Origin of the sequence: Pseudomonas sp. (assembly GCF_028293835.1) — a bacterium.
Taxonomy (GTDB): Bacteria; Pseudomonadota; Gammaproteobacteria; order Pseudomonadales; family Pseudomonadaceae; genus Aquipseudomonas.
In genome coordinates this window covers 1-14,019 of record NZ_JAQGNX010000112.1, presented here as the reverse complement: position 1 = coordinate 14,019, position 14,019 = coordinate 1, and the positions used below count along the sequence as shown (strand labels likewise).

At 57.3% G+C, this 14,019-nt stretch carries 14 protein-coding genes and 1 pseudogene; 8 read left to right on the top strand and 7 right to left on the bottom strand.

Going from position 1 to position 14,019, the window contains the following annotated elements:
- Window positions 1–8: 8 nt before the first annotated feature.
- Window positions 9–1,091: an endonuclease/exonuclease/phosphatase family protein gene (locus JWR17_RS16420; RefSeq protein ID WP_299832990.1), complete on the bottom strand. Its 1,083-nt coding sequence runs from the start codon at window positions 1,089–1,091 to the stop codon at window positions 9–11.
- Window positions 1,092–1,200: 109 nt separating this feature from the next.
- Window positions 1,201–1,872 carry a YciC family protein gene (locus tag JWR17_RS16415; RefSeq protein ID WP_299832989.1) on the bottom strand — a complete coding sequence of 224 codons (672 nt, stop codon included), beginning with the start codon at window positions 1,870–1,872 and terminating at the stop codon, window positions 1,201–1,203.
- 196 nt (window positions 1,873–2,068) lie between these two features.
- Between JWR17_RS16415 and JWR17_RS16410 the strand changes: the two genes are divergently transcribed.
- The 5 genes from JWR17_RS16410 (at window position 2,069) to JWR17_RS16390 (ending at window position 6,817) form a co-directional block, all read left to right on the top strand.
- Window positions 2,069–2,902: a DUF2076 domain-containing protein gene (locus JWR17_RS16410; RefSeq protein WP_299832988.1), complete on the top strand. Its 834-nt coding sequence runs from the start codon at window positions 2,069–2,071 to the stop codon at window positions 2,900–2,902.
- Window positions 2,903–3,079: 177 nt separating this feature from the next.
- Window positions 3,080–3,559, top strand: a complete 480-nt coding sequence (locus JWR17_RS16405; protein ID WP_299832987.1) for an NYN domain-containing protein — start codon at window positions 3,080–3,082, stop codon at window positions 3,557–3,559.
- A gap of 45 nt (window positions 3,560–3,604) precedes the next feature.
- Entirely contained in the window at window positions 3,605–4,216 is a 612-nt protein-coding gene (locus tag JWR17_RS16400) for a 3'-5' exonuclease (protein ID WP_299832986.1), read from the top strand.
- 282 nt (window positions 4,217–4,498) lie between these two features.
- Window positions 4,499–5,443: a drug/metabolite exporter YedA gene (yedA, locus tag JWR17_RS16395; RefSeq protein WP_299832985.1), complete on the top strand. Its 945-nt coding sequence runs from the start codon at window positions 4,499–4,501 to the stop codon at window positions 5,441–5,443.
- Between the two features lie 39 nt (window positions 5,444–5,482).
- Window positions 5,483–6,817, top strand: a complete 1,335-nt coding sequence (locus JWR17_RS16390) for a DEAD/DEAH box helicase (RefSeq protein ID WP_299832984.1) — start codon at window positions 5,483–5,485, stop codon at window positions 6,815–6,817.
- Between the two features lie 172 nt (window positions 6,818–6,989).
- Here JWR17_RS16390 and JWR17_RS16385 read toward each other — a convergent pair whose 3' ends face one another.
- Entirely contained in the window at window positions 6,990–8,228 is a 1,239-nt protein-coding gene (locus JWR17_RS16385) for a TIGR03862 family flavoprotein (RefSeq protein WP_299832983.1), read from the bottom strand.
- A 358-nt stretch (window positions 8,229–8,586) separates the two neighbouring features.
- Between JWR17_RS16385 and JWR17_RS16380 the strand changes: the two genes are divergently transcribed.
- The 3 genes from JWR17_RS16380 to JWR17_RS16370 all read left to right on the top strand — a co-directional run bounded on the left by JWR17_RS16380 (window position 8,587) and on the right by JWR17_RS16370 (window position 10,712).
- Window positions 8,587–9,156, top strand: coding sequence for a GNAT family N-acetyltransferase (locus JWR17_RS16380; RefSeq protein WP_299833007.1), 570 nt, complete (start codon window positions 8,587–8,589; stop codon window positions 9,154–9,156).
- Window positions 9,157–9,252: 96 nt separating this feature from the next.
- Window positions 9,253–10,122 (top strand): acyl-CoA thioesterase II, encoded by an 870-nt coding sequence (gene tesB, locus JWR17_RS16375; RefSeq protein ID WP_299832982.1) that lies wholly within the window; start codon window positions 9,253–9,255, stop codon window positions 10,120–10,122.
- Window positions 10,119–10,712 (top strand): HAD family hydrolase, encoded by a 594-nt coding sequence (locus JWR17_RS16370; protein WP_299832981.1) that lies wholly within the window; start codon window positions 10,119–10,121, stop codon window positions 10,710–10,712. Before tesB ends, JWR17_RS16370 begins: the two co-directional genes overlap by 4 nt.
- A gap of 80 nt (window positions 10,713–10,792) precedes the next feature.
- On the opposite strand, the gene JWR17_RS16365 is transcribed toward JWR17_RS16370, so the two are convergent.
- The 4 genes and pseudogenes from JWR17_RS16365 to JWR17_RS16350 all read right to left on the bottom strand — a co-directional run.
- A complete protein-coding gene (locus tag JWR17_RS16365) occupies window positions 10,793–11,776 on the bottom strand; it encodes an alpha/beta hydrolase (protein ID WP_299832980.1) in 984 nt (327 codons plus the stop codon).
- A 4-nt stretch (window positions 11,777–11,780) separates the two neighbouring features.
- Entirely contained in the window at window positions 11,781–12,665 is an 885-nt protein-coding gene (locus tag JWR17_RS16360) for a neutral zinc metallopeptidase (RefSeq protein ID WP_299832979.1), read from the bottom strand.
- A gap of 135 nt (window positions 12,666–12,800) precedes the next feature.
- Window positions 12,801–13,889: a tRNA (uridine(54)-C5)-methyltransferase TrmA gene (trmA, locus tag JWR17_RS16355; RefSeq protein WP_299832978.1), complete on the bottom strand. Its 1,089-nt coding sequence runs from the start codon at window positions 13,887–13,889 to the stop codon at window positions 12,801–12,803.
- A pseudogene (locus tag JWR17_RS16350) lies at window positions 13,886–14,019 on the bottom strand (NCS2 family permease); the annotation flags it as partial. The gene trmA and the pseudogene JWR17_RS16350, both read right to left, overlap by 4 nt.

The window sequence follows — 14,019 nt, the reverse complement described above, 5'->3', positions numbered from 1 at the left end:
CGGAATTTTCACGGCAAGACCGGCAATAAAAACCGCGCAATCACCGGCAGATGGTTGGAAATCAGCAACGTATCTTCTTCCCGCACTTGCGCTTCAATGCGTTTGATCCGTGGGCTGTAGAAGAAATAATCCACCGTCCGGTCCGGCCCATCCACCCGTGGGTCGTTGGGGAAGTGTGTCAGCCACGTCCGACGGTCAACACCGCCCGATTCGGCGTTGCTGGGGATCATCGGGTATTTGTCCCACAGCTCATGCAGCTCGCTGTCTTGGGCGTATTCGTCCCGCAGTTCCGGGGCCAGCCGTTGGTATTGGCCCAGTGGCAGCAGATTGAAATCTCCGCCGATCAACCATGGCGTGCCGCGGCTTTCAAGGGTATCCAGCCATTTACTGGTCGCCTGCACTTGACGCCGCAGGGTGTCATCGTTGGCCCGGGGAGCGTCCAGGTGCGTGTTGATTACCGCAATCTGCCCGCCGTCGCGTAAGGGTAAAAAGCTCACCAACAGCGCGCGTTTCGGCTGGAACTGGCGATGGACGAACGTGCCGGAAGGTCGCGGCAGTTGGATGCGTTCAGCGTGTTCGATTTCGTAGCGACTCAACGTCGCCAGTTTCATCCCGACGCTGCCGAGGATGTGCCTGTCCGGAACGAAATCAGCCTTCCAGTCGAACGCTTGCGAGCTGCACGGGTATAAGTCAGCGACCCGTTCTTGCAACAACCCCAACTGATTGTCGTAATCAGTGTTCTTGGCGCCGTCGTTCACTTCCTGTAACAGGACGACGTCTGGCTGCTCGTCGCGAATCACTCGGACGACTTCATCAAGGTTGTAGGCAATGTCTTCAGGCGTAGGCCGCTCGTCCGGACCACTGCCGTCTGGCATGTCGTACCAGAACACATAACGCTTGCCGGCCAGGGATTGGATGTTCCAGGTCATGACCTTCAACGCTTGACCGGGCACTAACACCGGGGCGCTGCTTTTGCACAGTGTCGGCGCAGGCTCTCGGGCAGCGGGGTGCCAGGTCAAACTGTAGATGAGAAAGCACAACAGGCCAATCGACAGCAGGCCAAGCAAGGCGTAGCGCAATAATCGGGTCATCGGCTCGACTTAGAACGCAAGCGTTCAATAACTGAATCGTTGCAAGATGAGCCCGAGCATAACCGCTTGGCCGGCTCAGGAGCAAAGGAGCAAGGGCAGGGCGCAGGTGCTATACCACCAGGCTCTTTTCCGGCGGATCGGTAATCAGCATAAACAGGCGGAAAATCACCACGCTGGTAAACAGCTGCAAGAAACTGCTGAGGCTGTCGATCAACAACGAAACCGGCATGCTCAGTGGATCCGGCAGGATGTATAAGCTGACGCCTTCCAATACCGACAATGGAATGTAAACACACAAAACGCAGACCAGAATGCGCAGGAAGTGGCCTTTCGTCATCTTGACGCTTTCTCGCATGGCGGCCAGCGGTGTCATACCTCGTAACACCAGCAAGTACTCGGAAAAGGCCAGTTTGACCATGACCCAGATCCCGGGAACGATGAACATCGACAACCCGAACATGATCAGCAAAGTGCTTAACGCGGACAGCACCGCGAACATTGGCCACATACGCAGGGCCATGGCCATAAGATCGCGTTTACGGGGCTGCTCGCTGCGGCTGCGGGAATCGAGAAACAAAATCAGCGCGCCGGTATACAACGGATAAAAGAGCAACCCGATCAGCAGTTCATAGATCTGCGAGGCATTGGCGGCCAGCGCGTTGCCGACTGCTTGCTTAGTGAGGGCCTCGAGTACCACCAGCGGCAGGCACAGCATAATAATGCTGGTCAGGTTGCGCCGGAAAAAATACAGCGAGTCATGGAGAACGGTCAGCGGATTCATCGATCAGATCTTAAGGTAAAAGCAGTCCGACACTCTAGCGTATGGCTACTGGACGGCCAACAGCCTACGTTCAGCATGCTGGCGGTAACATTTTGAATGATCTATTGAAACGGTGCGGTTCAGCCCCATTACTTTGGATACGCCTGTCCCATCTTGGCCAGGCGATGTTTTTTAACGGCAATCTAACGAGGTCGCCATGAACAGCGAAGAGCAAACCCTGATCGATGGTCTTTTCTCGAAATTGAGACAAGCCGAAGCGGACTCAGCCCCGCGTGACACGCAGGCTGAAGCACGGATCAAGGAGCATCTGACTCAACAACCGGCTGTGCCGTACTACATGACGCAGACGATTCTGGTGCAAGAAGCAGCGATCAAGCAGCTTGACGCACAAAACAAACAGTCCGCCGAGCAAGTGACCCAATTGCAAGCCCAGCTGCAGGACACTCAAGCCCAACTGCGCCAGGCACAGTCAGCCCCAGCGCCTAGCAGTGGCGGTTTCCTGTCGAGCATCTTCGGCAGCTCCCGTGACCCCGCCCCTCAAGCCCAGCAGCCGTCGTTCTCGCAGCCGCGGCCGGCATCGCCTCAGCAATCGTCCGGTGGCTGGCGCGAGTCCGGACCGTCGCAAAGCCCGCCGCCGTATAACAATGCCCCGCAAGGCAACTATAACGGCCCACCCCAAGGCCAATATCAGCCGCAAGCAGCCGCCGCTGCACCCGTCGGCAGCGGGTTTCTCGGTGGTGCGTTGAAAACAGCGGCCGGTGTGGCGGGTGGCGTGATGCTGGCGGAAGGCATCAGCAGCATGTTCCATCACAACCAGCAGCCCCAGGAAATTGTTGAAGTTATCGAAGATCAGCCGAATCACGCCAGCAACAACGATGGCGGTGGTAACGGCTGGGGTAATGATAACCAGCGAGACGATAACCAACGCGACGACTCGTTTGCCAACAACGACCCAAGCGGTGGTTTTGCCGACAACGACTATGGCGACGACAGTGGCGGTTTTTCCGACGATGACGACTCCTACGTCTGATCCCGCTAACTGCGCCTGATAGCTCGGCTGCCATGACTTTCGTCGGTTATGGCAGCCGATCCGATAATGCCTCGCCCTCGCTCTTCAAAACCCTCCTCAAACTGGCATACTGAGCGCCGATTCAATTCCTGGGTCGCTGCTGCCAGCTTTCGCGCGCCTGCGCCATGAGGATATCCGGTGAAAAAAATCGCTGTGTTCGCCGATGTACAGAACCTCTATTACACGGTACGCCAGGCCCATGGCTGTCATTTTAACTACGCCGCCTTGTGGGCCGACATCAGCCAGCGCGGGCAGATTGTCGAGGCCTATGCGTATGCCATTGACCGTGGCGACAGCAAGCAGCAGCAATTCCAGCAGATTCTGCGCAATCTGGGCTTCACGGTAAAACTCAAACCCTATATCCAGCGCAGCGATGGCTCGGCCAAGGGCGATTGGGATGTGGGCATTACCATCGACATCATGGACATCGCGCCCCATGTTGACGAAGTGGTGCTGGCGTCCGGCGATGGCGATTTCGATTTACTGCTTGAGCGCATCATCAGCAAGCACGGGGTCGAGGCTATCGCTTACGGCGTACCGGGCTTGACCGCCAACTCATTGATCCGCGCTGCCAGCCGTTATGTGCCAATAGAAGGCGCCTTTCTGCTGAAAAATTAAACAGCTGTTTATTAGTGATCGAATTTTTAAAGGGTTGGGCCCAGTTTGGAACGTATTGCTGTTATCGACTTTGAAACCACCGGAATCTCCCCAAACCACAGTTGCCGGGCGACGGAAATTGCCGTGGTGATCATGGAGCAAGGGCGCATCGTCGAGCGCTACCAAAGCCTGATGAATGCGGGCGTGCGTATTCCCGCGTTCATCGAAGCACTGACGGGCATCAGCAACAGCATGTTGCGCAGCGCGCCGCCGGCTACTGAGGTGATGCAAGAAGTCGCAGAGTTCGTTGGTAGCACGCCGTTGGTGGCACACAACGCCTCTTTCGACCAGAAGTTCTGGGATTACGAGCTGTCGCGCATACAACGCAATCGAGAGCAAAGCTTTGCCTGTTCCATGCTACTGGCGCGACGCTTGATGCCCGGCGCACCGAACCATAAGCTCGGCACGCTCACGACCTACGCCAGACTGCCCAACACCGGAAAAGCTCACCGGGCCATGGCCGATGCGGAAATGGCCGCCAACCTCACCGTGCACCTGGCCAACGAACTGCGCCAGACTCACGGCATTTCCGGGGTTTCCCACCAGTTTCTGTGCACCCTGCAGAAGGTCCCAGCGGCAAAAATCAGCGATGCACTGAAACGCCAGCGCGGGTTTTGAGCGCGGGCTTTGCGCTTTTAGGATTCGGTTCCACAGCGTATCTGCAGGATCCCCTCTGTAGGAGGTGCCGAAGGCTGCGATTTTGATGGCCGCATCGCAGCCTTCTGCAGCTCCTACCGGTGAATTGGGCATCAGCGAAATTCCCTGTGAGCGAAATCATTCGCGAAGACGGGCGCGATGTGCTGAAAACTGTATGGCTAAGATAAACATGTTTTGATGCTTATCTTTAGCCGGTCGCTTTCATAAGATAAGTCACCATAAGAATGGATTCCAGAGCACACCATGCCTAACTCTCGCCGCTTTCCTTTGATCCTGATCGGTGCTTTTTTCGCCCTTTATGTGATTTGGGGTTCAACCTATTTAGTCATCCGCATCGGCGTCGAATCGTGGCCGCCGCTGATGTTGGCGGGTATTCGCTTCACCATCGCTGGCAGCCTACTGTATGCATTCTTGCGCTTTCGCGGTGCCCCGGCCCCAACATGGAAGCAATGGCGCGCGGCGGGCATGGTCGGTTTTCTGCTGTTAGCGTGTGGGAATGGCGGCATTACCCTGGCTGAACACGCGGGCGTAGCGTCCGGTGTCGCGGCGCTGTCGGTGGCGGTGGTGCCGTTGTTCACATTGCTGTTCGGCCTGTTTTGGGGACATCGCAATACGCGTCTGGAATGGGCGGGCATCTTGCTCGGTTTGATCGGCATGGCCCTGCTCAATATGGGTTCCAATCTGCAATCCAGCCCTTACGGCGCGGCGTTAGTCATCTTCGCCGCAGCGTCATGGGCATTCGGTTCGGTGTGGAGTAAAAGCTTGCCGTTGCCTACCGGTCCTATGGCCAGTGCGGCAGAAATGATCGTGGCGGGCGGCCTGTTGTTGGTGGGCAGTGCTTACCGCGGCGAAAGCCTGCAGCAAATGCCGACGGCCGCCGCCTGGGGGGCGTTGGCGTACCTGGTGGTGTTTGGCTCAATCGTAGCGTTCAGCGCGTACATGTACCTGTTGAAAAACGTGCGTCCTGCCGCAGCGACCAGCTATTGCTATGTCAACCCGGCGGTGGCGGTATTGCTGGGCATTCTATTTGCCGGTGAGCACATCGGCCTTGAAGAATGTTTGGCCATGGCCGTGATCATCAGCGCGGTAGTGCTGATTGGCTTACCTCAATGGCGGAATCGACCGCAGCCGCAACCCGTGCAACCGGAACCACAACAGGAACAGGCTGGATCGGTGCGGACAGGGTAAACTGCGCGCCTTGCGCTGAATTTTCCCTACGGTATTCCCATGACATTCGCCACTCTCGGCCTGATCGAACCCTTGTTGCGTGCCGTTACGGCCCTCGGCTACCAGACTCCGACGCCTGTGCAGGCACAGGCGATTCCCCCGGTGCTGGCCGGCCGCGACTTGATGGCCGCCGCCCAGACCGGCACCGGCAAGACCGCAGGCTTTGCCCTGCCGTTGCTGCAACGCCTGACAATGGAAGGCCCGAAAGTGGCCGCCAACTCAGTGCGCGCATTGATATTGGTGCCGACTCGCGAATTGGCTGAGCAGGTTCACGAAAACATTGAGCAATACAACGAAAACCTGCCGCTGAAGACCTATGCGGTGTATGGGGGCGTCAGCATCAATCCGCAGATGATGAAGCTACGCAGCGGCGTCGACGTGCTGGTGGCAACCCCGGGTCGTCTGCTCGATCTCTATCGGCAGAAAGCGCTGAAATTCAACCAACTGCAAATTTTGGTTCTCGATGAAGCCGACCGCATGCTCGACCTCGGTTTCTCCGAGGAGCTGCGCGATATCTATGCGGCGTTGCCCAAGCGCCGTCAAACGCTGCTGTTCTCGGCAACGTTCTCCGATGCGATTCGGCAGTTGGCCGGGCAAATGCTCGACGATCCGCTGACCATCGAAGTCAGCCCGCGCAACGTCGCCGCCAGCTCCGTCAAGCAATGGGTGGTGCCGGTCGACAAGAAGCGCAAGACCGAGTTGTTTATTCATCTTCTAAAAAAAATGCACTGGGGCCAGGTCTTGGTATTCGCCAAAACTCGCATCGGGGTTGACCAACTGGTTGAGCGCTTGCAAGGCCTTGGCATCAATGCCGACGGCATTCATGGCGACAAACCACAGGCCACTCGTCAGCGCGCGCTGGACCGCTTCAAGACCAGCGAAGTGAAAATTCTAGTCGCCACCGACGTTGCTGCACGCGGTCTGGACATCGATGATTTGCCGACGGTGGTCAACTTTGACCTGCCGATTGTGGCCGAAGATTACATCCACCGTATCGGCCGTACGGGGCGCGCTGGCTTGACCGGGGAAGCGATTTCGTTTGTGTGCGCTGATGAAGTTGAATTGCTGTCGGCCATTGAAACCTTGACCCGCCAGACCCTGGATCGCCAGGAAGAGCAGGATTTCGAACCTGAGCATCGGGTGCCAGCGACAGATGCCAGCGGCCAGATTCTGAAAAAACCGAAAAAGCCGAAAAAACCAAAAGTACCGGGTGGCGCTAAACGCAACCTGGGCAAATGGGTCGACAGCAACGAAAAAGCCGCCGACGTGCCAGCGGTCAAGGCCGTGCGCAAAGTCCCGGTGTTCAACACCGGCCCGCGTAAGAAAAAGCCTTAAGTTGGGTTAACGATCAACCCTTGTAGGAGCCAATTTGTTGGCGAGGCTTTCGGCTGGCACGCCGCATCAGGCGAGCCTCTCGCCAACACGTTGGCTCTTATCAAACAACGAATAACTTATTGACTGAAAAAAAATCTGTAGGTTTTGTGTTTGCTGCGCGACGGGCGACCTCCTACAGTTGCTTCAACCAACTGACCATCCCCAGGCCAGCAGCCCTGCCGCTGGCGAAGCATGCGGTCAGTAAATACCCGCCGGTTGGCGCTTCCCAATCGAGCATCTCGCCCGCGCAGAACACGCCCGGTAGTTGTGTGAGCATCAACGTTTCAGTGAGCGCTTCGAACGGAACGCCGCCAGCGGTGCTGATCGCTTCATCGATGGGGCGGGTTTTGATTAATGTCAGTGGTAAAGCCTTCAGTACTTTGCCCAACATCAGCGGATCAGCAAAAGCCTCAGCAGGCGCCAATTCGCGCAATAACGCCGCTTTTACCCCGTCGATTCCCAACTGGCTGTGCAGGTGTCTGGACATCGAGCGCGATCCGCGAGGTTTTGCCAGCGCCGCCTGAATTTTATCGAGCGCTTTGCCCGGTAGCAGGTCCACCTCAACCGTCGAAAAGCCCTGCTGATTAATCTGCTCTCGAATTTGCGCCGATAATGCGTAAATCAGGCTGCCTTCAATGCCGGTTTCGGTCAGCACGCATTCGCCCAAACGTGGCGTTTGTCCTTGCAGGCCGATGGCAATGTTTTTCAAAGGCGCGCCGGGGAATTTACTGCGCATCAAATCGCTCCATCCCCCTACGTCAAACCCGCAATTGCTGGGTTGTAACGGGGTAACGATCACACCCTGCTGTTGTAACAACGGCAGCCAAGCGCCGTCCGAGCCGAGCCGACCCCAACTGGCGCCTCCCAAGGCCAGTAACACCGCGTCTGGGGTTATCACCAGTTGTTCTTCACCGTGGGCAATACGCACACCGCCCCCGGCGGTCCAGCCCAACCAGCGATGTCGGGTATGCACAGTCACACCGGCTTCGCGCAAGCGCTTGAGCCAAGCGCGTAATAACGGCGCAGCCTTCATGTCGGTAGGAAATACCCGACCGGAGCTGCCGACAAAGGTCTCGATGCCCAGTTGGTGAATCCACTCGCGCAACGCGTCAGCGCCGAAGCTGCGCAGCAAGGGCGCAATAACAGGCGCACGTTCGGCATAGCGCGAAAGAAAAGCCGGGTACGGCTCTGAATGGGTGATGTTCATGCCGCCGACACCTGCCAGCAGAAATTTTCGACCCACCGAAGGCATGGCGTCATAGAGATCGACCTTGATTCCTGCCTGGCTCAAGACCTCGGCCGCCATCAACCCGGCAGGACCGCCACCAATGATTGCGACTGAAAAGCGAGAAGCTGCTGGGGAGGGGGTCATGGCGGGCTACAGATCGACGGAGTAGCCGGCATTCTACCCGAGGGGCGGCAAAGTGTTCAGTGGCTCGGTCCTGACCATCCTGTGGAAAACTATTGGTCAAAAATTAACCACATGCCGCCAAGCCTATTGTCATAAGGCTCTGGGAGGCTTTCGCTCAGGTTATCCACAGGCGGTTCCACAGCTGCTGTGGATAGTTTTACCCGTTTCACAATGGTGGATGAGCGGCATGGAGATTTTGCATTCAATTAGCGGTCGAAGGTTCATCTTGCCTGCAATGTCTTTGCCAGCGCGTTCTGATAAGGAACGGCTGACGATGGTATTGGCAGCGCGCCGGTTATTGGCGGACAGGGAGCAAATGATGGAGCCGATTTTCGAACTCAACAGTCCGCGATTACTGATGCGGCGTTGGCGGGATGACGATTTGCCGGCCTTTGCAGCGATGTGTGTCGATCCGCAGGTTATGCGTTACTTCCCGGATACCATGAGCCGCCTGGAAAGCGCTGCAATGATTGGGCGGGTGCGCGGGCATTTTGCTGAGTTGGGGTTCGGCCTGTGGGCACTTGAGCGCAAAGACACCGGGGCATTCATTGGTTTTACTGGCTTGTGCGTGGTGGGTTTTGAGGCGCATTTCACGCCTGCGGTCGAGATTGGCTGGCGTCTGGCGCGGGAGCATTGGGGCCTTGGTTACGCCAGTGAAGCGGCATGGACCGCTCTTGGCTGCGGTTTTGAGCGTCTTGGTCTAGACGAGATCGTCTCGTTTACCGCCAAAATCAACTTGCCTTCGCAGAAGGTCATGCAAGCCATTGGCATGCAGCGTGATCCGGCGGACGACTTCGATCACCCCAACCTGCCTAACGGCGATCCTCTGAAACCTCACGTACTGTACCGAATCTCGCGACAACAGTGGCTGCAAACCCTGCAAGGATGAACAAGGCTCGCGCTGACAAAATCTGTATCATTTACGTCTGGATAAAATCGGTCGCCGCCTGAAGGCGCAGCATTGTTTTGTGTGAGGAATTTGCGAATGAGCCAAGTGTTGGATGATCTGGTTGCGCTACTGGCCCTGGAACCGATTGAGGAAAACCTGTTTCGTGGGCGCAGCCAAGACCTTGGGTTCCGCCAGTTATTCGGTGGTCAAGTCCTTGGACAGTCGCTCTCTGCTGCAAGTCAGACGGTGGAAGATGAACGCCACGTGCATTCGCTGCACGGTTACTTCTTGCGCCCCGGCGACGCAACGTTGCCGGTGGTGTATCAAGTGGACCGGGTCCGCGACGGTGGTAGCTTCAGCACCCGTCGCGTCACGGCCATTCAGAAGGGCCAACCCATCTTTACCTGCAGCGCTTCGTTCCAATACGACGAGAAAGGTTTCGAGCATCAAACGCAAATGCCCCAAGTGGTCGGCCCGGAAAACCTGCCTTCGGAACTGGAGCTGGCCCAGCAACAAGCGGGCCTTATACCCGAACAATTGCGCGAAAAAATATTGTGTCCCAAGCCGATCGAGTTTCGACCGGTGACAGCAATCGATCCCTACGACCCGACGCCTACGGAAGCGGTGAAGTACGTCTGGTTCCGCGCCGACGGCAGCTTGCCCGACGTGGCGGCGCTGCATAAATACCTGATGGCCTACGCCTCGGATTTCAATCTGCTCACTACGGCCCTGCAACCCCACGGCAAGTCGGTGTTTCAGAAAGACATGCAGATCGCCAGCCTCGACCATTCGTTGTGGTTCCATGGCGACCTGCGCGCGGACGACTGGTTGTTGTACGCAATGGACAGCCCTTGGGCCGGTAATTCCCGCGGTTTCAGCCGTGGTAGCGTGTACAACCGCGCCGGGCAACTGGTGGCGTCGGTCTGCCAGGAAGGCTTGATTCGCCACCGGGAGGACTGGGCGTGAGTTTGCAGCAGGTCCGGCATTGGGTGTTCGACATGGACGGCACCCTGACCCTTGCCGTACACGATTTTCCAGCGATCAAGCGCGCGCTGGACATTCCCTTGCAAGAGGACATCCTCAGCCACCTGGCCGCGTTGCCAACTGCTGTATCCGCAGCCAAACATGCCTGGCTGCTAGAGCATGAACGCGAGTTGGCCCTGGCCTCACAACCTGCACCCGGCGCGGTAGAGCTTGTGCGAGAGTTGGCAGCGCGGGGTTATCGACTTGGCATTCTTACCCGCAATGCGCGGGAATTGGCCCATGTGACCCTTGAAGCCATCGGTCTGGCGGAGTGTTTCGCCGTTGACGATGTACTTGGCCGAGACGAGGCGCCGCCCAAACCTGATCCAGGCGGGCTGCTGAAACTGGCGCAACGCTGGAATGTCGAGCCGGCTAACATGGTCATGGTTGGCGATTACCGCTTCGACCTCGACTGCGGCCGCGCTGCCGGGACCCACACCGTATTGGTCAACCTGCCGGAAAACCCGTGGCCAGAACTGACCGATTGGTACGCGGTGGATTGCTTCGCACTGCGCGGGATGCTGACGGGTTAAGCACAGCACCTGTGGGAGCCAACTGGTTGGCGAGGCGGTGCAGCGTCAGGCACTCGGCCAACACCTTGGCTTTACCGAGGTCAGAGCTTCGGGAACAACGCAGCCTGACCTTCAGGCGAAGTGAACATCAAGTCGCCGTCATGGCCCACGCCGGGCACTTCGACCAGCTGTTGCTTCAGGCCTTCAGGATGACGCTGCTGCAGGTAATTGAAAAAGTTGTGTCCGCGAACCAGGCGATTTGCCCCTTGAGCCTCACCGGCGCAGGTTTTATCCAATGCCGGGTGATTGATATCGATGTCCAACTGTCCCAGCAGGTACGTGACGTCACGGCCAATATAGGTCGCTTCAAGCTGCTCGGTGGTTTGTTTTCCGGCATAGGTTGGCAGTTTGTTCATGCCGTACTTCCAGGTATCGAACCCTGGGCAGGTGGCTGCGCTGACCACTTCAGGTCGTTGTGCGCTGAAGTACGCGTAGGACGACGGATTGGCGATGACATAACGCACCTTGATACCGGCTTTTTCCAGCTCGGGACCGCCTTTACCGACCAGCACGTAACGCTGCACCACTTGAGCGCCGCCCGAATGCCCGGCAATCACGACTTCTTGCAGGTTCGGGAACAGTTTGCGGTCGCTCAGCTTCGCCAAAATTTCATCGATAACCGTGAACGAACTTACTGGCACCGGACCTGTGGCTGCACTGCCATCCATCCAGTCATTCTTGTGCCAGCGCAGAATCGTGTCCGGCAGGTGGTGGCTGACGATGTCTTTTTGATCGAGAAATTGAGGGGCGATCAGCAGGGTGGAACTGCGTAGCCCGGAGCGATAAGACGCCCGCTCAGCGCTGCGCAAATAAGTTTGAGCGTTGCGCAAGCGACCATGAATAATGATCACCGCTCGACGAGTGCCGGGCTGCACCTGTTTCCATTGCTTGCTTAGCCCCACCGTCGCCAGACTGCCGTTGATGGCCAGTCTTTCGGGGCTCAAGGCTTTAACCGCCTGATCCGCTGCATTCGCCGTAAGGCTCAGAAGGGTGCTCAACAACAGGACCAATAGCGGTTTTATCATGTGATTAAAGGCTCTTTGCGGAGAAGGTGTCGCACTGATTAAGTTGGCCTTGAGCGAAACCGGTCTTGAACCAGCGCACGCGCTGTGCCGAGGTGCCATGGGTGAAGGAATCGGGTACTACACGACCCTGACCTTGTTGCTGCAATCGGTCATCGCCAATGGCGTTGGCCGCATTCAGCGCATCTTCAATATCACCCGGCTCCAACCAATTCAAACGCTTTTGTGCGTTATAAGCCCAGACCCCCGCAAGACAGTCCGCTTGCAGTTCCTGACGCACCAGCAAACCATTGTCGCCCTCCATACGTTCACCACGTTGGCGGGCGGCTTGAATCTTCGCTGAAATACCTAGCAATGTCTGCACATGATGTCCAACTTCGTGCGCAATAACGTAAGCCTGGGCGAAATCGCCTGATGCTTTGAAGCGTTGGGACATCTCGCGGAAGAAATCCAGGTCCAGATAGACCTTTTGATCCTCTGGACAATAAAACGGCCCGCTGGCAGACGAAGCGAGTCCACACGCAGAACTCACGCGGCCACGAAACAATACCAGTGAAGGGTCTTTGTATTGGCGACCTGCCTGTTTGAAAATCGCCTGCCAGGTGTCTTCGGTATCACCGAGGATAGCCCTGACGAAATCCACTTGCGGGTCATTGGCCGCTGGCGTCTGTCGCTGTTGCGGCGCGACGGCGGTGGACTGGCCCATTTGGTTGGTTATCTCACCCAGGATTTGCATTGGGTCTTGTCCGGTCAACAAGCCGAAAGCGACCACGACAACGATGCCCACCAATCCTAGTCCCTTGCCGCCGCCCAAGCGCATTCCGCCACCCCCGCCGCCGCCGTCGGGAGCCTCCTCGACGTTATCGCTGCGTCTGCCTTTCTTCCATAGCATGGGGGGAACCCTCTTTTTTATCCTGCAAGGAGTGTCGTTGCTGTACACGCGGCTCGCCAGACCGGTCGTCTGGCAAGGAGAGGGTGAAACAAGCACAAGCGTCTTGGCGCGAATAGATAGAGGTGCGATCAGCGATTAAGTTCTGCGGACCAACAGCACGCCAGATTCCATATGCGGCGTGTAGGGAAATTGATCAAACAGCGCGCAGCGCTCGATGCGATGGCTATCGTGCAGTTGCGTGATGTTGGCGGCGAGGGTTTCCGGGTTGCATGAGATATACAAAATGCGTTCGAAGCGCCGAGCCAGTTCGCAGGTGTCAGGGTCCATGCCGGCGCGCGGGGGGTCAACGAAAATGCTTCCGAATTCGTAGCTTTTAAGGTCGATGCCCGCCAAGCGCCGGAAAGGGCGCACATCGTTCAAGGCTTCGGTCAGTTCCTCTGCAGACAACCGCACCAGTTTTACGTTGCTGACGCCATTGTCGTCCAGGTTGTTCAATGCAGCGGCGACAGAGGTTTTGCTAATCTCGGTTGCCAACACATTACGTACCCGGGTGGCCAACGGCAGGGTGAAATTGCCGTTGCCGCAATACAACTCCAGCAGGTCATCATCGCGCTGCCCGAGGGCGTCGTATGCCCAGTTGAGCATCTTCTGATTCACCGCGCCGTTGGGCTGAGTGAAGGACCCTTCCGGTTGTTGATAGGTGAAGGTGCGGCCAGCGACCTGCAGCTTCTCCACAGCGTAATCGCGGCCGATCACGATGCGTTTGCCTTTCGAGCGGCCTATCACGCTGACGTTGAGTTCCGCCGAGAGTTTTTCCGCCGCCACCTGCCAGACATCGTTCAGCGGACGATGATAGCACAGGGTAATGATCGCATCGCCTGCCAGTGTGGTTAGAAAATCCACCTGAAACAGTTTGAAATTCAGCGTCGCGCTGGCTTCCCAACGCGCCCGCAGCAGCGGCATCAAGTCGTTGATGCGCTGGCTGGCGATGGGGAAGTCGTCGATCAGGATCGGCGTGTGGTTATTCCCCGGCGCAAACATCGCATAGAAGCGCTGATTGTCTTCGCGCCACAAACGAAACTCGGCACGCAGGCGGTAATGCGCCTGCGGCGATTCGAACAATTGGGGCTCTGGCGCATCGAACGGCGCCAGTAATTCACGCAAGCGCGTAGCTTTGTCTGCGAGCTGTTGGCTATAGCTCGCGGGGTCGAATGGAACACTCATGCGTTAAACCAGCCCAACTTGATCACAAACAGAATTGAAAGTATCACCAGCGCCGGGTTCAGTTCCCGCGCTTTGCCGGACAGCAACTTGATCGCGGTCCAGGAAATAAACCCCAGGGCGATGCCGTTGG